Source organism: Pseudomonas sp. PS02303 (assembly GCF_029959925.1).
GTDB lineage: Bacteria > Pseudomonadota > Gammaproteobacteria > Pseudomonadales > Pseudomonadaceae > Aquipseudomonas > Aquipseudomonas mandelii.
Genome location: NZ_JASCOM010000115.1, coordinates 1 through 19,128, shown reverse-complemented (window position 1 = coordinate 19,128; position 19,128 = coordinate 1). Strand labels below are relative to the sequence as shown.

Sequence of the window (19,128 nt, the reverse complement as noted above, 5' to 3'; positions counted from 1 at the left end):
GGCTTGGGATTGGCGAGGTCTTTGTGGCGAGGGGGCGTTCCGACAAGCCCCCTCGCCACGGTGTTATGTGTCCGACATCAAATCACTGTCGGAACGGAACTGGTATGCCAGATCAAAACCTGAGTAACCCGATTGTCTTCCGTCTCCAGAATTTCCAGCCGATAACGCCCGATCTTCAGGCATACCGCACTGTCCGGAATGGTCTCCAGTGCCTCGGTCACCAAGCCGTTCAGGGTTTTCGGGCCGTCGCTGGGCAGGTGCCAGCCCAGGCTCTTGTTCAATTCGCGAATCGACGCCGCACCTTCGATCATCAGTCGGCCATCGGCCTGCGGGTGGATGTGCGGGTTGTCCAGGCTGTGCTGACTTTCGAATTCGCCGACGATTTCTTCGAGAATGTCTTCCAGGGTCACGATGCCAAGCACTTCGCCGTACTCGTCGACCACCATGCCCAGGCGCCGCTGCTGTTTGTGGAAATTCAAGAGTTGCAGTTGCAACGGCGTGCTTTCCGGCACGAAGTACGGTTCGTGGCTGGCGGCCAGCAACGCTTCCAGGGTCAGGCTCGCATCGGGTAGCAAGTGGCGGATCTGCCGGGTATTGAGCACGGCTTCGACCTGATTGATGTCGCTGTGAAACACCGGCAGGCGGGTGCGCTTGTTGTTGCGCAGTTGCTCGACGATCTCTGCGAGGGAGTCGTCGAGATTGATCCCGTCGACGTCACTTCGCGGCACCAGAATGTCGTTGACCGTGATGTTGTCGAGCGCGTGGATGCCCGTCAGCGGGTGAGGGCGGCAGACCGCTTCGTGATCGTCCTTGCGCTCGCTGGGGCTCTCGTCTTCGCTCTGTTGCACCACCTTGACCTTGCGGGCAAACGGTCGCATCAGCAGCCGGGTGAAGCCATTGAGCAGCCAGGCGGCCGGGTAGATGATTTTCAGCGGCGCACCGAGCAGCGTGTTGCCCAGAGCCAGGACGGCGTCGGGATAGCGCACGGCGAGGGCGCGCGGCAGGTAGTCGGCGAACACCACCAGTGCGATCCCGGCGCCCAGGCAGGCAATCCACGGGCCGTTTTCCGCCCAGATGAAGATCGCCAGCAAGGTGCTGATGACCACTGCCAGTGCGCGGCACAGGGTATTGCAGAAGATCAGGCTGTTGAGCGGGAAGCTGAGCTTCGCGACCGGTTTGTCGCTGGAACGCGAGGCGGTGCGCTGGGCCAGCAAATGCTGTTGTGCGGATTCGATGGCGGTAAACAGCCCCGACCATAAAATCAGCAGGGCCAATACCGCGAGCATCGGCCCTATGGGCAAGTCGTCCATTAATGCCGCCCGTCAGATGTGCAGGATGTATTCACGGACCAGCTTACTGCCGAAGTACGCCAGCATCAGCAGGCAGAAACCGGCGAGGGTCCAGCGAATGGCCTTGTGTCCGCGCCAGCCGAGGCGGTTACGGCCCCATAGCAGCACGCTGAAGACGATCCAGGCCAGGCAAGCCAGCAAGGTTTTGTGCACCAGATGCTGGGCAAACAGGTTGTCGACAAACAGCCAGCCAGAGAGCAGCGATAACGACAGCAGGGTCCAGCCGGCCCAGAGGAAGCCGAACAGCAGGCTTTCCATGGTTTGCAGCGGCGGAAAGTTCTTGATCAGGCCCGACGGGTGTTTGTGCTTGAGCTGATGGTCTTGCACCAGCAGCAGCAAGGCTTGAAACATCGCGATGGTGAACATGCCGTAAGCGAGGATCGACAGCAGGATGTGCGCGAGAATGCCCGGCTCTTCGTCGATGACCTGCACCGTGCCGGCAGGGGCGAACTGCGCCAGCAGCACCGTGGCGGCACCAAGCGGGAACAACAATATAAGCAGGTTTTCCACCGGGATCCGCGAACAGGCCAGCAGGGTCAGGGCGATGACCGCCGCCGCAATCAGGCTGGCGGCGCTGAAAAAGTCCAGGCCCAGGCCGATCGGGGTCAGCAGGTGGGCGAACAGGCTGGCACTGTGAGCCAGCACGGCAAGCACGCCAAGCGTGACCAGCAGGCGTTTGTTCGCCTTGGCACCAGTGGCCAGGCGAGTGCCTTGATAGATAGTCGCAGCGGCGTATAAGCAGGCGGCGGCGAGGGTAGTCAGCATACTGGGTGACAAGGGGAGCATAAATCCTGTTAGGCAAGCCCGAAAGGCGCTGAGTTTGGCATAGAACCCCCGCAGCACGAAAGACCATGCAACCTGACGACGAGGTGTCCGCCAGACGCAGTCTTCGCTATAATCCGCGACCTGCCCACGCCGCAGGCTCGCCGAGCACATGTTTATTCCGGTCTGGGCCGCCATTATCCCGGTCTACACAGGGCCTGAAAGGATCGCGCAATGTTTGAAAACTTAACCGACCGTCTCTCGCAGACGCTGCGCCATGTCACCGGCAAGGCCAAGCTGACCGAGGACAACATCAAAGACACCCTGCGCGAAGTGCGCATGGCGTTGCTCGAAGCCGACGTCGCCTTGCCGGTGGTGAAAGACTTCGTCAATTCGGTCAAGGAGCGCGCCGTCGGCACCGAGGTGTCTCGCAGCCTGACGCCGGGCCAGGCCTTCGTGAAGATCGTCCAGGCCGAACTCGAAAGCCTGATGGGCGCCGCCAACGAAGACTTGAACCTGAGCGCCGTTCCACCGGCCGTGGTCCTGATGGCCGGTTTGCAGGGGGCGGGTAAAACCACCACCGCCGGCAAACTCGCGCGTTTCCTTAAGGAGCGCAAGAAGAAGTCGGTCATGGTCGTGTCCGCGGACGTTTACCGTCCGGCGGCGATCAAGCAGCTGGAAATGCTCGCCGGTGAAGTCGGCGTCACCTTCTTCCCGTCCGACCTGAGCCAGAAGCCGGTCGACATCGCGCAAGCGGCTATAAAAGAAGCAAAGCTCAAGTTTATTGATGTGGTCATCGTTGATACCGCCGGTCGTCTGCACATCGACGAAGAGATGATGGGCGAGATCAAGGCCTTGCACGCCGCGATCAACCCGGTCGAAACCCTGTTCGTGGTCGACGCCATGACCGGCCAGGACGCCGCCAACACGGCCAAGGCCTTCGGCGACGCCTTGCCGCTGACCGGTGTGATCCTGACCAAGGTCGACGGCGACGCCCGTGGCGGTGCCGCACTGTCGGTTCGCGCCATCACCGGCAGGCCGATCAAGTTCATCGGTATGGGCGAGAAGAGCGATGCGCTCGAACCGTTCCACCCTGAGCGTATTGCTTCGCGCATCCTCGGCATGGGCGATGTGCTCAGTCTGATCGAGCAGGCGGAAGCGACCCTCGACAAGGACAAGGCCGACAAACTGGCCAAGAAGCTGAAGAAGGGCAAGGGCTTCGACCTCGAAGACTTCCGCGATCAGCTGCAACAGATGAAGAACATGGGCGGCCTCGGTGGCCTCATGGACAAACTGCCGAACATCGGCGGCGTCAATCTGGCGCAGATGGGCAATGCCCAGGGCGCGGCAGAGAAACAATTCAAGCAGATGGAAGCCATCATCAATTCCATGACCCCGGCCGAGCGCCGCGACCCTGAGCTGATCAGTGGTTCGCGCAAACGCCGGATCGCCATGGGTTCCGGCACCCAGGTGCAGGACATCGGTCGCTTGATCAAGCAGCACAAGCAGATGCAGAAGATGATGAAGAAATTCTCCGCCAAAGGCGGAATGGCCAAAATGATGCGCGGTATGGGCGGTATGTTGCCCGGCGGCGGCATGCCGAAAATGTAAAGAATTCGCGCAAGGGCTTGCTCTTGCGCAGCCCACACGGAAGTGGGATCTCCAGCAAACCCGCACTTGGCGGGAGCTGACTGGCCGTTTTCAACGACGGCTCTATAGCAAATCTTGATGGCGACCGGAAGGCCGCCGGAAAAAGACATTTGCAAAAGTCCGGATATTCCTTAGAATATGCGGCCTTTCGGGCACCTATGCCCGCTGTGCCTTTAGATTTGCAGCACCGACTACAGGAACGATGTTCACATGCTAACAATCCGTCTTGCCCTTGGCGGCTCCAAAAAGCGCCCGTTTTACCACTTGACCGTAACCGACAGCCGCAACCCGCGCGACGGTTCGCACAAGGAACAGGTTGGTTTCTTCAACCCTGTTGCTCGTGGTCAAGAAGTCCGTCTGTCCGTGAACCAAGAGCGCGTAGCCTACTGGCTGAGCGTTGGTGCACAACCTTCTGAGCGTGTTGCTCAGTTGTTGAAGGATGCATCTAAGGCTGCGGCCTGAGCAATATGAACGCGACGCCTGCCATTGCTGATGATTTGATCGTTATCGGCAAGATTTATTCTGTTCATGGCGTTCGCGGCGAAGTGAAGGTTTATTCCTTTACTGATCCGACTGAAAACCTGTTGCAGTACAAAACCTGGACGCTCAAGCGCGAAGGCAATGTGAAACAGGTCGAGCTGGTCAGCGGACGTGGGAACGACAAGTTCCTGGTCGCAAAGCTCAAGGGTCTTGATGATCGTGAAGAAGCTCGTCTTCTGGCCGGTTATGAGATCTGCGTGCCGCGCAACCTGTTCCCTGAATTGACCGACGGCGAGTACTACTGGTACCAGCTGGAAGGTCTGAAGGTTATTGATCAACTCGGGCAATTGCTCGGGAAAATCGATCATCTTCTGGAAACCGGCGCCAATGATGTAATGGTGGTCAAGCCTTGCGCTGGCAGCCTGGATGATCGCGAACGCCTGTTGCCCTATACGGAGCAATGCGTGTTGGCCGTCGACCTTGCCGCAGGCGAGATGAAGGTGGAATGGGATGCGGACTTCTAAGCGTGGCTAACTTGCGCGTAGAAGTGATCAGTTTGTTTCCCGAGATGTTCTCCGCCATCAGCGAGTACGGCATCACCAGTCGTGCGGTGAAACAGGGGCTGTTGCAGCTCACCTGTTGGAATCCGCGAGACTACACGACGGATCGGCATCACACTGTGGACGATCGCCCATTTGGCGGTGGTCCGGGCATGGTGATGAAGATCAAGCCCCTGGAAGATGCTCTGGTTCAGGCCAAGGCAGCAGCCGGGGAGGCGGCGAAGGTGATTTACCTGTCCCCCCAAGGCCGTCAACTGACTCAGTCGGCGGTACGCGAGTTGGCGAATCTGGATGCATTGATCCTGATTGCCGGCCGCTATGAAGGCATTGACGAGCGTTTTATTGAAGCTCATGTCGATGAAGAGTGGTCGATTGGCGACTATGTACTGTCTGGCGGCGAGCTGCCGGCGATGGTCCTGATCGATGCGGTTACACGACTGCTGCCTGGAGCTTTAAGGCATGCGGACTCCGCCGAGGAAGATTCCTTTACGGATGGTTTGCTGGATTGCCCGCACTACACCCGACCGGAGGTGTATGCGGATCAGCGTGTTCCCGACGTGTTGCTAAGTGGCAATCACGCGCATATCCGGCGTTGGCGTTTACAGCAGTCCCTTGGTAGGACCTTTGAACGACGCGCCGATCTTCTGGAAAGCCGCTCGCTTTCTGGAGAAGAGAAGAAGCTGCTCGAGGAATACATCCGCGAGCGGGACGATAGTTAACAACGTATCGATGGTAGATCCGACGATCTACCTTAGGAGCACAGCATGACTAACAAAATCATCCTTGCACTCGAAGCAGAGCAGATGACCAAAGAGATCCCTACCTTTGCCCCGGGCGACACCATTGTCGTTCAGGTGAAAGTGAAGGAAGGCGACCGTTCGCGTCTGCAAGCGTTCGAAGGTGTTGTTATCGCCAAGCGTAACCGCGGCGTAAACAGTGCTTTCACCGTTCGTAAAATCTCCAACGGTGTTGGCGTAGAGCGTACTTTCCAGACCTACAGCCCGCAAATCGACAGCATGGCCGTTAAACGTCGCGGTGACGTACGTAAAGCCAAGCTGTACTACCTGCGTGACCTGTCCGGTAAAGCAGCTCGCATCAAGGAAAAACTGGCTTAAGTCCAGCTTCCGATGCAGAAAAAAGCAGCCTACGGGCTGCTTTTTTGTTGCCTGCGATTTATCTTTCGTGACCGTACTGTCGGTCTTGCCTGAGCTTATATGCCCGCCATCGATCATCCATTGATAGACCAATTTCTCGACGCGCTGTGGCTGGAAAAAGGTCTTTCCGATAACACTCGCGATGCCTATCGCAGCGACCTGGCCTTGTTCAATGGCTGGTTGCAGGAAAAGGGTCTGGAGCTGATCAACGCCGGCCGCGAGTTGATCCTCGATCACCTGGCCTGGCGTCTGGAACAAAACTACAAACCCCGTTCGACGGCGCGATTCCTCTCCGGAGTGCGTGGGTTTTATCGTTATCTACTCAGGGAAAAGCTGATCGCGGTCGATCCGACCTTGCGCGTCGATATGCCCCAACTCGGTAGGCCTTTGCCTAAGTCTCTGTCGGAAGCAGACGTGGAAGCGCTGCTGAAGGCGCCGGACTTGAGCGAAGCTATCGGTCAGCGGGACCGCGCCATGCTCGAAGTGCTTTATGCGTGCGGCTTGCGGGTGACGGAGTTGATCAGCCTGACGCTGGAGCAGGTCAATCTGCGTCAAGGCGTGCTGCGGGTCATGGGCAAAGGCAGCAAGGAGCGCCTGGTTCCGATGGGCGAGGAGGCGATTGTCTGGGTCGAGCGATACATGCGCGATGGCCGCCAGGAACTGCTCGGCGGGCGTCCCAGCGATGTCATGTTCCCCAGCCAGCGCGGTGAGCAGATGACCCGCCAGACCTTCTGGCATCGCATCAAGCACCAGGCCAAGGTCGCCGGGATCGGCAAGTCGCTGTCGCCGCATACCTTGCGCCATGCGTTCGCCACGCACCTGCTCAACCACGGCGCGGACCTTCGGGTGGTGCAAATGCTGCTCGGCCACAGCGACCTGTCGACCACCCAGATCTACACCCACGTCGCCCGCGCACGCTTGCAGGACTTGCACGCCAAACACCACCCGCGCGGCTGACGGATGGAACAAATCACCGGTGGCGAGGGCGCTTGCTCCCGCTGGGGCGCGAAGCGATCCCAAAACTATGGACCACGGCTAATCAGGAAAATAGAGGTGCCTGTTTTATGACTGCTGCGCAGTCGAGCGGGAGCAAGCTCCCTCGCCACAACACGTGTTATCGGATACGCACCATTATGTGTGTTGCGTCAGGCGCATTCGGCCACAGGAGCCTTATGTGGTAGGCTTTGCCGGTTTGCACGATGGGCGGTTATGACCCGGTGTTTCGGCACGGGCGTTCTGATCGTCCCATTTGTCCGCCTTCAGGAGTTCTCATGCGTCTGACCCAGATTTTCGCCGCCGCAGCCATTGCGTTGGTCAGTACCTTTGCCGTCGCCGATGACGCGGCCGACAAAGCCATTCGTAAAAGCCTGGAAAATCTCCAGCTGGAAGTACCGGTAGAAAGCATCTCCGCCAGTCCGTTGCCGGGCCTGTATGAAGTCAAACTGCAAGGCAGCCGCGTGCTCTACGCCAGCGCCGACGGCCAATACGTGGTGCAGGGCTACCTGTTCCAGCTCAAGGACGGCAAGCCGGTCAACCTGACCGAGAAGACCGAACGCCTGGGCGTGTCCAAACTGGTCAACGCCATCCCGGTTGCAGAAACCGTGGTCTACCCGGCGATCGGCGAAACCAAATCGCACATCACCGTGTTCACCGACACCACCTGCCCGTACTGCCACAAACTGCACGCCGAAGTGCCTGAGCTGAACAAGCGCGGCATCGAAGTGCGTTACGTCGCGTTCCCGCGCCAGGGCCTGGGCTCGCCGGGTGACGAACAGTTGCAAGCGGTCTGGTGCTCGAAAGACAAGAAAGCTGCCATGGACAAAATGGTCGACGGCAAGGAAATCAAGGCCGCCAAGTGTGATAACCCGGTTTCCAAGCAGTTCGCTCTCGGTCAGTCGATCGGCGTGAACGGCACACCGGCCATCGTTTTGGCTGACGGTCAGGTCATTCCGGGCTACCAGCCTGCGCCACAAGTCGCCAAACTGGCGCTGGGCGCGAAATAATTCGCATCGTCACGGCCAGCCTTTGACGATCATGGTCCGGCGGTACCATTTGCCGGGCCATTAATAGAGAGCCGCGAGTATGCGGCTGTTTTCACGGCCGGCCTTGAGTCGGCCGTTTTATGGGGAGTTCACAGTGAAACCGGTCAAAGTAGGCATCTGTGGGTTAGGGACCGTCGGTGGCGGTACCTTCAACGTACTTCAGCGCAACGCCGAGGAAATTGCTCGTCGTGCCGGGCGTGGAATCGAAGTGGCACAAATTGCCATGCGCACGCCAAAGCCTCAGTTCCAAACGACCGGTATTGCGATTACCAACGATGTCTTCGAAGTGGCCACGAACCCTGAGATCGACATCGTTATAGAGCTGATGGGCGGCTACACCGTTGCCCGCGAGCTGGTACTCAAGGCCATCGAGAATGGCAAGCATGTGGTCACCGCGAACAAGGCACTGATCGCCGTTCACGGTAATGAGATTTTCGCCAAGGCACGTGAGAAAGGCGTGATCGTGGCGTTCGAAGCGGCTGTGGCCGGTGGCATTCCGGTGATCAAGGCGATCCGTGAAGGCCTGTCCGCCAACCGCATCAACTGGGTCGCCGGGATCATCAACGGCACCGGCAACTTCATCCTCACCGAAATGCGCGAGAAGGGTCGCACCTTCGAAGACGTACTCGCCGAGGCGCAAGCCCTGGGTTACGCCGAAGCCGATCCGACCTTCGACGTTGAAGGCATCGACGCGGCCCACAAGCTGACGATCCTGGCCTCCATCGCCTTCGGCATCCCGCTGCAGTTCGACAAGGCTTACACCGAAGGCATCACCAAGCTGACCACCGCTGACGTGAACTACGCCGAAGCGCTGGGTTATCGCATCAAGCACCTCGGCGTCGCTCGCAGCACCGCGTCCGGTATCGAGTTGCGCGTGCACCCGACGCTGATTCCGGCCGATCGTTTGATCGCCAACGTCAACGGCGTGATGAACGCGGTGATGGTCAACGGTGATGCGGCCGGTTCGACCCTGTTCTACGGCGCGGGCGCCGGCATGGAGCCGACGGCTTCGTCGGTGATCGCCGACCTGGTGGACGTGGTTCGCGCCATGACCTCCGACCCGGAAAACCGTGTGCCGCACCTGGCCTTCCAGCCGGATTCGTTGTCGGCGCACCCGATCCTGCCGATCGAAGCGTGCGAAAGTGCTTACTACCTGCGCATTCAGGCGAAAGACCATCCGGGCGTACTGGCCCAGGTCGCGAGCATCCTGTCGGAGCGTGGCATCAACATCGAATCGATCATGCAGAAAGAAGTCGAAGAACATGACGGTCTGGTGCCGATGATCCTGCTGACTCATCGTGTGCTGGAACAGCACATGAACGACGCGATCGCCGCGCTGGAAGCCCTGGCAGGCGTGGTCGGTCCGGTCGTCCGGATCCGCGTCGAGCACCTGAACTAAACAAAAGCAGCGGCAAGCTGCGAGCTTCAAGCGACAAGTCAAAGGCACTCTGGCTTTTACTTGCCGCTTGTAGCTTGAGACTTGAAGCTCAAACCAAAGGTTTGCCCCTATGCGTTATATCAGTACCCGCGGCCAGGCACCGGCCCTGAATTTCGAAGATGTCCTGCTGGCCGGTCTTGCCACCGACGGTGGTCTGTACGTCCCGGAAAACCTGCCACGTTTCACCCAGGAAGAAATCGCTTCCTGGGCTGGCTTGCCGTATCACGAGCTGGCCTTCCGGGTGATGCGCCCGTTCGTTACCGGCAGCATCCCTGATGCCGATTTCAAAAAGATTCTTGAAGAAACCTACGGTGTGTTCTCGCACAGCGCCGTGGCACCGTTGCGTCAGCTGAATGGCAACGAATGGGTGCTCGAGCTGTTCCACGGCCCGACCCTGGCGTTCAAAGACTTCGCCCTGCAACTGCTCGGTCGTCTGCTCGACTACGTGCTGGAAAAACGCGGCGAGCGCGTGGTCATCGTCGGCGCGACCTCCGGTGACACCGGTTCGGCCGCCATCGAAGGCTGCAAGCACTGCGAAAACGTCGACATCTTCATCCTGCACCCGCATAACCGCGTGTCCGAAGTGCAGCGTCGCCAGATGACCACCATCTTCGGCGAGAACATCCATAACATCGCCATCGAAGGCAACTTCGATGACTGCCAGGAAATGGTCAAGGCCAGCTTCGCTGACCAGAGCTTCCTCAAGGGCACGCGTCTGGTGGCGGTGAACTCGATCAACTGGGCGCGGATCATGGCCCAGATCGTTTACTACTTCCACGCAGCCCTGCAGTTGGGCGGCCCGGCGCGCTCGGTATCGTTCTCGGTGCCGACCGGCAACTTCGGCGACATCTTCGCCGGTTACCTGGCACGCAACATGGGCCTGCCGATCAACCAGTTGATCGTCGCCACCAACCGCAATGACATCCTGCACCGCTTCATGAGCGGCAACCAGTACGTCAAGGAAACCCTGCACGCCACGTTGTCGCCGTCGATGGACATCATGGTGTCGTCGAACTTCGAGCGTCTGCTGTTCGACCTGCACGGTCGCAACGGCGCAGCGATTGCCGGTTTGATGGACAGCTTCAAGCAGGGCGGCGGTTTCAGCGTCGAACAGGAACGCTGGACCGAAGCCCGCAAATTGTTCGATTCCCTGGCCGTGGATGACGCGCAAACCTGCGAAACCATTGCCGAAGTCTACGAGCAAACCGGCGAACTGCTGGATCCGCACACCGCCATCGGCGTGAAGGCCGCGCGCGAATGCCGTCGTAGCCTGGATATTCCAATGGTGATCCTCGGCACGGCCCATCCGGTCAAATTCCCGGATGCAGTGGAGAAAGCCGGCGTAGGAAAAGCGCTTGAACTACCTGCACATCTTTCTGATTTGTTCGAGCGAAATGAGCGTTGCACCGTGTTGCCGAATGATTTGAAAGCCGTGCAGGCCTTTGTCAGTCAGCATGGCAACCGCGGCAAGCCGCTGTAACCACTCAAAGCTGTCACATTTTGAAGCCCGTCTCCTGACGGGCTTTCTCATTTCTGCATGCCACACTTGTCGTGTTTTCGCCCCAGAAAGGATGGGCGAGTTGATTGCGAAGGAAGTGGTAATGCGGTTTTTCAGAGGGTTCAAACCAGCCGTGTGCTGGATGTTTTTGATCGGCGTCCTGGGCTTGGATCAAGCAGGGACGGCCGCGCAATTGGCGACGCCCGAGTCCAGGGGGGCGGGCGTCGGCGCAATCATCGAACTGGATGCTCAGGAACTGAGGTGGGTTGCCGAGCATCCGCAAGTCATCGTCTCGTCGGTGCAATACCCGCTTTATCTGTTCAAGGATGAACACGGTCAGTGGAGCGGTCTGAACAACGATCTGCTCAATCGCATCAGTGCCATGACGGGTTTGCAGTTTGTTCACGAGGAGTCGTTTTCCACCGACCAACTGCTCGGGCGTCTGGAAAGTGCCGAGGCGGACATGAGCACAACGCTGGCGATGAATGACGAGCGTAAGGTGTTCCTGGATTTCAGTCATGCGTTCGGTGGCGCTGGATGGGTGTTTGTCGGACGGGCAGACGCACCGGTCGTGCACTCCCTGGCGCAGTTGGCTAAAAGAGTGCTGGTGTTGCCGGCCCGGCACGCACTCGAAGGCACGATTCGCCGCGACTACCCGGCGATAGAGTTGCGCACGGTCAAGACTTACGCCGAGGCCAGGGCGCTGGTTGAAAGTGGTGAAGCCTTTGCCACCATCGAAAATGAAATCGGGGCGCAGCTCTATCCGTTGGGGCAACTCAAGGTCGGTCGCGCCGTGGAGGGCAAGTGGGAGGCTGATCACCTCGCGGTACGCAAAGGCCAGTCGCCGCTGCTGAGCATTCTCAACAAGGCGCTTGAGGCCTTTCCTGCGGCCGACTTGCGGGCCATTCGCCTGAAATGGCTCAGCGGTATCGCGCCCGTCGAGTCGCCTTCTCGCTGGCGGCAGCTGACTCACTGGTTTTGCTGGGGCATGTTTATCGTCAGCCTGTTCGGTCTGCTTTCCTTGCTCTGGAATCGCAGGCTCGCGGCACTGATCAAGCAGCGCGCAGACGCTGAGAAGGGGCTGGGCGATCAGCTTGCGTTCCAGCATGCGTTGATCGACGCCATGCCCGATCCGATGTTTGTTCGTGATCTGCAAGGGCGTTTGATCATGTGCAACAAAAGTTATGAGGAGAGCCTCTGCACCCGTTTTGACCAGGTTCAAGGGCGACGGCTGGTTGAGCTCGATGTCCTGCCGGCGGAAACCGCAGCGCTGCTGCATGCCGAATTCATGGCGCAGATGGAGACTCGAAAGCCACGCTTCAGTGAACGTCAATTGCTGTTCAACAACGGGGTCAGGGACATCTACCAATGGACGGTGCCGTTCTACAGCGTCGACGGCCAATTGCGAGGGTTGCTGGGGGGATGGACTGATATCGGTCACCGGACAAGGCACCTGTGAACAGGCTGTTTTTTCCCTGTCATCTTTTCCGTGCATGCTCTATCGACCAGGGACGCCGACGCGTCTGCACCTGGAATCCAGAACTTTCTTCTCGGGTCGGTGGTCATTTACTGTGAACACACCCCAGGCACTTTGTTTTCGGACTATTGAGTGGTGATCGAGATGGAAAGTATCAGTCTATTGCTCGGTGAGGCTCTGAGCCCGTATCAGGTCAAGCTGACCCCGTCGGGCGCCCATGGCGAATGCCTGGTGACACTGAAGAATGCGACCGGCGCGATCGTGGTCGAACGGGCGTTCAATCAAGCCCAGTTAACCGATTACCGTCTGCTGACGGATGTCGTCGACGGCTTGCACCGAGACGTGCTGATTGCCGAAGGACGGCTGGAACCCTGCGTCATCGCGGCGCTGCGCAATGCGGCTCAGGATAAGGTCCTGGCCAGTCGAAATTGAATTGTTCTTTTGTGGGAACCTTCCTGCGCTCAGGTCGTCAGACCATGTAACAGCAGGATCAAGCATTGTGCTCCGGTGCTTGTAGCTTGCTGCCACTGGTCTTTATGTAGGCCACGTTTAACCCCGAGTCGTCTCCCCACTTCTCGGGGTTTCTTTTGCCTGCGATTTGTCATTGCCCAGCCTGATTCTCGAAAAAGGCTTTGGCTTCTTTCAGGTAGTCGTTGCGTCTTTCTGGGTCCAGCCACTCAGCGTACAGCTGGTCCAGTCGCTCATGGGGCAGGGTGCGTAACAGTTCATTGATCTCTTGGATGGCCTTGCGGCCCTGGACTGTTCCGGAGCAGCCAATGTGCCCCGACAGGTATTTGCCCGTGCCCTTCACCGGGTAAAATTCCAGCTGATCGTCGGCGATGTGCTCTCGATTAGCCTGATAGCGAATTTCCGGCCAGTACCCCAGAACCATTTGCAAACGGCCCAGTCGCTGCATCTGCAATAGACTGGCAAGGGCATCGTTGCCGTAATGGGGAGCCAGTGCGTCCGGTGGCGCCAGTTTCAGCAGCGTGTCGAGGACTTGGCCGTAACTGCGCTCGGCGACGACCCCGATTTTCTTTTGGCCACTGGCCAGCAAAGCCGCAAGATCGACTTCGCCGTCGATCAGAAAAGGATCCAGCTGCGCGCGGTCTTCCCGGCGGACGACAAGTCCATTGCTCACCGCGCGGAAGGCCGGAATGGAGAACGCAATCCATTGTTCGCGCTCTTTGGTCCAGACCAGTGACGGATCGCAGGTAAACGATTCTTCGCGGAGCATTTGCATGGCGCGGGCCCGGTTGACTCGCATCAGGGTGTGCTCGTATTGCGGCATCCCGGCTATCAACAGCGGCAGGATCTGATCGACAATCCCCTGACCTTTTTTCGGACCTTCAAAGATCATCGTGGGTGGCAAGTCGCGGAGTAACCAGATCAGCGTCGCTTTGGGTTGTGCCCAAACGGGTGTCGCCAGCGCGGCCAATAGCCCCAATACCGCCGCTGTACGCCAGTTGCGGGTGTTGTGAGTGGCTGTTGAAAGCAGGCGTTTCAGCTTAGATGGCCCCGTCTTCGCGCAGCTTGGCAATCTGTTGCGGGTCGTAACCAAGATCGTTGAGTACCTGCGCGTTGTGCTCGCCTAACTGCGGCCCGACCCATGCGCAATCGCCGGGTGTCTCAGAGAGTTTCGGCACAATCCCCGGCATCTTGAAGTCTTTGCCGTCCGGCAGCTTGGCCTGCAGGAACATTTCCCGGGCCAGATACTGCGGGTCACTGAACATGTCTTCGGCGCTGAAGATCCGACTGACAGGTACATCGGCCTGATTCAGCTGCGTGAGCACGGTGTCCAGCGACTGCGAATTGACCCAGCGATCGATCACCCCGTAAATCTCGTCACGGCGGCTGTCGCGGCCATCGTTGCTGGCCAGCACCGGGTCGTTGGCCAGGTCTTCGCGACCGATGACCAGCATGAAGCGTTTGAAGATTGCATCGCCATTGGCGCCTATCTGCACATGCTTGCCGTCGGCGCTGGTGTGGATCGAGGAGGGTGTGATGCCTGGCATGATGTTGCCGGTGCGCTCGCGAATGAAACCGAACACATCGAACTCCGGCACCATGCTTTCCATCATGGCGAAGATTGCTTCATACAGCGCCACGTCCACCACCTGGCCCTGGCCACCGTTGACCTCGCGGTGACGCAACGCCATCAGTGCGCCAATCACACCCCATAGCGCGGCAATCGAGTCACCGATGGAAATCCCGGTGCGCACCGGTGGCCGGTCTTCGAAACCGGTGATGTAGCGCAGGCCGCCCATGGATTCACCAACGGCGCCAAAACCGGGTTGATCCTTCATCGGCCCGGTCTGGCCGAAGCCCGACAGCCGTACCATCACCAGTTTCGGGTTGAGGGCGTGCAAGACGTCCCAGCCCAGGCCGAGTTTTTCCAACACGCCAGGGCGAAAATTCTCGATCAGGATGTCCGCTTCGGCCAGCAGCTTTTTCAGGATTGCCAGGCCGTCAGGGTGTTTCAGGTTCAGGGTCAGGGACTTTTTGTTGCGGGCCTGGACGAACCACCACAGCGAGGTGCCTTCGTAGAGTTTTCGCCATTTGCGTAGCGGATCGCCGCCGTCGGGGGATTCGATCTTGATTACTTCGGCGCCGAATTCACCGCAAATACGCGAGGCAAACGGGCCGGCGATCAAGGTGCCCAATTCGATGACTTTCAGACCTGAGAGCGGTTTGGCGGTGAGCGGCATGCTGGATCCTGTAGGACAAAGGCTGAGCGGATATAGCCTTTTAACATAGCCCAACGTCAGAGGACCAAGGTTGATCGCCTTCTATTCGTTGATTGCCTACTGCATCGGTTAGACTTGCCGCCTTTCCTCGTATCAAGAAGCCCGTTCATGGCCCAGCCGTCCACGACCTACAAGTTTGAACTGAACCTCACCGACCTCGACCGCAGCGTCTACGAGAGCGTGAAGCAGACCATCGCCCGTCACCCTTCGGAAACCGAAGAGCGCATGACCGTGCGGCTGCTGGCCTACGCCTTCTGGTACAACGAGCAACTGTCGTTCGGTCGCGGTCTGTCAGACGTGGATGAACCGGCCCTGTGGGAAAAGAGCCTGGACGACCGTGTCCTGCACTGGATCGAAGTCGGCCAGCCGGACGCCGATCGCCTGACCTGGTGCTCGCGCCGTACCGAGCGCACCAGCCTGTTGGCTTACGGCAGTCTGCGCGTCTGGGAAACCAAAGTGATCCCCGCGATCAAGAACCTGAAAAACGTGCACATCGCAGCCGTGCCTCAGGACATCCTGGAAACCCTGGCCAAAGACATGCCCCGCGTTATCAAGTGGGACGTGATGATCAGCGAAGGGACGATTTTCGTCACCGACGACCGGGGTCAGCATGAAGTCCAGTTGCAGTGGCTGAGCGGCGAGCGCGGCTGATTTTTCGCCGTTTGTCCGTTTGATCCGGTTTTATCCTACGTATTCAAGAGAAGCACCTGTCACCCCATGCGCATCGAACCTCGCCTGTTGCCCGACACCCTGCCATTCCTCGGCGATCTGCCGCCGCTGCTGACGCGCCTTTACGCGGCGCGGGGCGTGCAATCCGAGGCGGAACTGGACAAGAGCCTGGCGCGGTTGATTCCGTTCCAGCAGCTCAAGGGCATGGATGCGGCGGTGGATTTGCTGGTCACGGCGTTGGAACAGCGCCAGCGGATTCTGATTGTCGGCGACTTCGACGCCGATGGCGCGACCGCCAGTACCGTGGGCGTGTTGGGTTTGCGGCTGCTGGGCGCGGCACATGTCGATTATCTGGTGCCGAACCGCTTCGAGTATGGCTATGGCCTGACCCCGGAAATCGTTGAGGTGGCGCTGACGCGCACGCCGCAGTTGCTGATTACGGTGGACAACGGCATCTCCAGCGTCGAAGGCGTGGCGGCAGCGAAAAAGGCAGGCCTGAGCGTGCTGGTCACGGACCACCACTTGCCCGGCGACGAACTGCCGTTGGCCGATGCCATCGTCAATCCGAACCAGCCGGGTTGCGAATTTCCGAGCAAGGCACTGGCCGGCGTCGGGGTGATTTTCTATGTATTGATGGCCCTGCGCGCACGCTTGCGTAGCCTCGGCTGGTACGCGAGCACGCCGCAGCCGAACATTGGCGAGCTGCTGGACCTGGTGGCGCTGGGCAGCGTCGCCGACGTGGTGCCGCTGGATGCCAACAATCGGATTCTGGTGCACCAGGGCCTGGAGCGGATTCGCGCCGGCCGCGCCCGTCCGGGCATCAAGGCGATTCTCGAAGTCGCCAAGCGCGAACCGGCACGCATCACCTCGACCGACCTGGGCTTCATTGTCGGCCCGCGCCTGAATGCGGCGGGACGCCTGGATGACATGAGCCTGGGCATCGAATGCCTGATCACCGACGACGCCGGGTTGGCGCGGGAAATGGCCGTGCAGCTTGACGGCATGAACCAGGACCGCAAATCCATTGAGCAGGGCATGCAGCGTGAAGCGCTGGCTCAGCTCAAGGATTTGCCGGTCGAATCGATGCCGTTCGGCCTGTGCCTGTTTGATCCCGAGTGGCACCAGGGCGTCATCGGCATCCTCGCTTCGCGTATGAAAGAGCGCTATTTCCGTCCGACCATTGCCTTTGCCGATGCTGGCGATGGTTTGCTCAAAGGGTCGGGGCGTTCGGTTCAGGGCTTTCATATTCGTGACGCCTTGAGTGTGGTGGCCGCGCAGCATCCGAACCTGATCAGCAAGTACGGCGGCCACGCCATGGCGGCCGGTCTGACCTTGCCGGAAGCAAATTTTCCGTTGTTCGCCGAGGCCTTTGACGCTGAAGTGCGCCGGCAATTGCGCGAAGAAGACCTGACCGGGCGTCTGCTGTCGGACGGGGTTTTGGCGGTCGAAGAATTCCATCTCGAACTGGCCCGTGCGCTACGCCATGCCGGACCTTGGGGGCAGCACTTTCCTGAACCTTTGTTTCATGGCGTGTTTCAGTTGGTTGAGCAGCGCGTCGTCGGCGAGCGACACCTCAAAGTGGTGCTCAGAAGCGAATGTGGCTCGGTGAAGCTCGATGGCATTGCCTTCGGCATCGACCGCGACATTTGGCCGAATCCGACCATCAAGTGGGTGGAATTGGCCTACAAACTCGACCTCAACGAGTTTCGCGGGAACGAGACGGTGCAGCTGATGATTGCCCACATCGAACCGCGTTGAGCCCTTCGCGAGCAGGCTCACTCCTACAGGATTTGCACAAAACCTGTGGGAGCGAGCCTGTTCGCGACAGCGATCTTTCTGACACCGAATCCCTCGGAACCCTCCCTCATCCCCCGATGTCGACTAGGCTCTAAGCACTGCTTGATTATCCTTGTGACGTCTTGTCCAATTTTTGCCCGCGGGGGCGGGTGCTGCGCCTTTTCCTGTCACTCGTCGACTTTTCAAACAGAACCCTGGAGCCTGCCCACTGATTCGAGAGGTGCCCCATGAGTCTGCTGCTTGAACCCTATACCCTTCGTCAATTGACCCTGCTCAACCGCATTGCCGTATCACCGATGTGCCAGTACTCCAGCGTCGATGGGCTGGCCAATGACTGGCACCTGGTCCACCTCGGCAGCCGCGCCGTCGGCGGGGCCGGTCTGATTTTTACTGAAGCCACGGCGGTCACGGCCGACGGGCGCATCACCGCCGAGGACCTCGGCTTGTGGAATGACGAACAAATCGAACCCCTGCAACGCATCACGCGCTTCATCGCCGCTCAGGGCGCGGTGGCCGGTATTCAACTGGCGCACGCCGGGCGCAAGGCCAGCACCCATCGGCCGTGGATTGGCAAGCATGGCAGTGTCAAACCCGAAGACGGCGGCTGGGTGCCGGTAGGGCCGTCGCCGATTGCTTTCGACCCGCAGCACACACATCCGAAGCAGCTTGATGAAAGCGAGATTGCTGAGGTCATTCAGGCCTTCGTCGCCTCAGCCAAGCGAGCGCTGACTGCCGGTTTCAAAGTGGTCGAAGTCCATGCCGCTCACGGTTACCTGTTGCATCAGTTTCTTTCGCCCCTGAGCAATCAGCGACGCGATCAATATGGTGGCTCGTTCGAGAACCGGATTCGGCTGGTGCTGCAAGTCACCGAAGCGGTACGTGCGGTCTGGCCTGAGGAGTTGCCGGTGTTTGTGCGAGTGTCGGCCACCGATTGGGTGGAAGACGGCTGGAACCCTGATGAAACAGTGGAGTTGGCGCGGCGCCTGAAAGATCTGGGTGTGGACCTGATTGACGTCTCGTCGGGGGGGACGGCGGCCAACGCCGAAATTCCTACAGGGCCGGGTTACCAGACCCGCTTTGCCGAACGGGTGCGCAAGGAGTCAGGCATCGCCACCGGCACGGTCGGAATGATTACCGAACCGGCCCAGGCCGAACACATCTTGCGCACCTGCCAGGCGGACATCATCTTCCTTGCGCGGGAACTGTTGCGCGATCCGTATTGGCCGCTGCATGCCGATGATGATCTGGGCGGTCGCAAGGCGATCTGGCCGGCGCAGTATCAGCGGGCGACGCATCGGGATCAGCCGATTCATGAGTCGGATTTGCGCGACTGAATTCGGCTGTAAAAGCAAAAAGCCCCGATCGATGTGATCGGGGCTTTTGTGTTTCTGTGCCGGGATTTTTGTAAGTCTGGACCGGCCCCTTCGCGAGCAGGCTCGCTCCCACACTGGAGCTCCATGGAGCACAATTCTGTATACGCCGCAGATCAACTGTGGGAGCGAGCC

The 19,128-nt window shown here is 59.3% G+C and carries 18 protein-coding genes; 14 read left to right on the top strand and 4 right to left on the bottom strand.

What is annotated here, in order from left to right; all coding sequences use genetic code 11:
- Positions 1-77 precede the first annotated feature (77 nt).
- Both QMX98_RS21680 and ccsA read right to left on the bottom strand, forming a co-directional pair.
- Positions 78-1,310, bottom strand: a complete 1,233-nt coding sequence (locus QMX98_RS21680; protein WP_169856300.1) for a transporter associated domain-containing protein — start codon at positions 1,308-1,310, stop codon at positions 78-80.
- 12 nt (positions 1,311-1,322) lie between these two features.
- Positions 1,323-2,135 (bottom strand): cytochrome c biogenesis protein CcsA, encoded by an 813-nt coding sequence (gene ccsA, locus QMX98_RS21675; RefSeq protein WP_042932342.1) that lies wholly within the window; start codon positions 2,133-2,135, stop codon positions 1,323-1,325.
- A gap of 210 nt (positions 2,136-2,345) precedes the next feature.
- Between ccsA and ffh the strand changes: the two genes are divergently transcribed.
- The 11 genes from ffh (at position 2,346) to QMX98_RS21620 (ending at position 12,842) form a co-directional block, all read left to right on the top strand.
- On the top strand, positions 2,346-3,722 hold the full coding sequence (gene ffh / locus QMX98_RS21670) for a signal recognition particle protein (protein ID WP_077748289.1): 1,377 nt from the start codon (positions 2,346-2,348) through the stop codon (positions 3,720-3,722).
- A gap of 249 nt (positions 3,723-3,971) precedes the next feature.
- Positions 3,972-4,223 (top strand): 30S ribosomal protein S16, encoded by a 252-nt coding sequence (rpsP, locus tag QMX98_RS21665; protein WP_010463010.1) that lies wholly within the window; start codon positions 3,972-3,974, stop codon positions 4,221-4,223.
- Between the two features lie 5 nt (positions 4,224-4,228).
- On the top strand, positions 4,229-4,765 hold the full coding sequence (rimM, locus tag QMX98_RS21660; RefSeq protein WP_010463008.1) for a ribosome maturation factor RimM: 537 nt from the start codon (positions 4,229-4,231) through the stop codon (positions 4,763-4,765).
- Positions 4,747-5,520, top strand: coding sequence for a tRNA (guanosine(37)-N1)-methyltransferase TrmD (trmD, locus tag QMX98_RS21655; RefSeq protein ID WP_282411356.1), 774 nt, complete (start codon positions 4,747-4,749; stop codon positions 5,518-5,520). Before rimM ends, trmD begins: the two co-directional genes overlap by 19 nt.
- Before the next feature lie 45 nt (positions 5,521-5,565).
- Complete coding sequence (gene rplS / locus QMX98_RS21650) at positions 5,566-5,916, top strand: 50S ribosomal protein L19 (protein ID WP_003175895.1); 351 nt, start codon at positions 5,566-5,568, stop codon at positions 5,914-5,916.
- A gap of 99 nt (positions 5,917-6,015) precedes the next feature.
- The gene (xerD, locus tag QMX98_RS21645) at positions 6,016-6,912 is read left to right on the top strand and encodes a site-specific tyrosine recombinase XerD (protein WP_010462986.1); all 897 of its coding nucleotides are present in this window, start codon (positions 6,016-6,018) and stop codon (positions 6,910-6,912) included.
- A 314-nt stretch (positions 6,913-7,226) separates the two neighbouring features.
- The gene (dsbC, locus tag QMX98_RS21640; RefSeq protein WP_010462985.1) at positions 7,227-7,958 is read left to right on the top strand and encodes a bifunctional protein-disulfide isomerase/oxidoreductase DsbC; all 732 of its coding nucleotides are present in this window, start codon (positions 7,227-7,229) and stop codon (positions 7,956-7,958) included.
- A gap of 133 nt (positions 7,959-8,091) precedes the next feature.
- The gene (locus QMX98_RS21635; protein ID WP_010462982.1) at positions 8,092-9,396 is read left to right on the top strand and encodes a homoserine dehydrogenase; all 1,305 of its coding nucleotides are present in this window, start codon (positions 8,092-8,094) and stop codon (positions 9,394-9,396) included.
- Positions 9,397-9,505: 109 nt separating this feature from the next.
- Positions 9,506-10,915: a threonine synthase gene (gene thrC / locus QMX98_RS21630; protein ID WP_010462981.1), complete on the top strand. Its 1,410-nt coding sequence runs from the start codon at positions 9,506-9,508 to the stop codon at positions 10,913-10,915.
- 121 nt (positions 10,916-11,036) lie between these two features.
- On the top strand, positions 11,037-12,392 hold the full coding sequence (locus tag QMX98_RS21625) for a transporter substrate-binding domain-containing protein (RefSeq protein ID WP_172792310.1): 1,356 nt from the start codon (positions 11,037-11,039) through the stop codon (positions 12,390-12,392).
- A 162-nt stretch (positions 12,393-12,554) separates the two neighbouring features.
- Positions 12,555-12,842 carry a DUF3509 domain-containing protein gene (locus QMX98_RS21620; protein WP_010462977.1) on the top strand — a complete coding sequence of 96 codons (288 nt, stop codon included), beginning with the start codon at positions 12,555-12,557 and terminating at the stop codon, positions 12,840-12,842.
- Between the two features lie 169 nt (positions 12,843-13,011).
- On the opposite strand, the gene QMX98_RS21615 is transcribed toward QMX98_RS21620, so the two are convergent.
- The gene (locus QMX98_RS21615; protein WP_049870738.1) at positions 13,012-13,971 is read right to left on the bottom strand and encodes a TIGR02285 family protein; all 960 of its coding nucleotides are present in this window, start codon (positions 13,969-13,971) and stop codon (positions 13,012-13,014) included.
- Entirely contained in the window at positions 13,919-15,118 is a 1,200-nt protein-coding gene (locus tag QMX98_RS21610) for a CaiB/BaiF CoA-transferase family protein (RefSeq protein WP_083374945.1), read from the bottom strand. Before QMX98_RS21610 ends, QMX98_RS21615 begins: the two co-directional genes overlap by 53 nt.
- Before the next feature lie 147 nt (positions 15,119-15,265).
- Between QMX98_RS21610 and QMX98_RS21605 the strand changes: the two genes are divergently transcribed.
- The 3 genes from QMX98_RS21605 to QMX98_RS21595 all read left to right on the top strand — a co-directional run bounded on the left by QMX98_RS21605 (position 15,266) and on the right by QMX98_RS21595 (position 18,957).
- Positions 15,266-15,808: a YaeQ family protein gene (locus QMX98_RS21605; protein ID WP_010462971.1), complete on the top strand. Its 543-nt coding sequence runs from the start codon at positions 15,266-15,268 to the stop codon at positions 15,806-15,808.
- Between the two features lie 66 nt (positions 15,809-15,874).
- The gene (recJ, locus tag QMX98_RS21600; protein ID WP_077748292.1) at positions 15,875-17,584 is read left to right on the top strand and encodes a single-stranded-DNA-specific exonuclease RecJ; all 1,710 of its coding nucleotides are present in this window, start codon (positions 15,875-15,877) and stop codon (positions 17,582-17,584) included.
- A 266-nt stretch (positions 17,585-17,850) separates the two neighbouring features.
- Positions 17,851-18,957 carry an NADH:flavin oxidoreductase/NADH oxidase gene (locus QMX98_RS21595; RefSeq protein ID WP_010462966.1) on the top strand — a complete coding sequence of 369 codons (1,107 nt, stop codon included), beginning with the start codon at positions 17,851-17,853 and terminating at the stop codon, positions 18,955-18,957.
- Positions 18,958-19,128 lie beyond the last annotated feature (171 nt).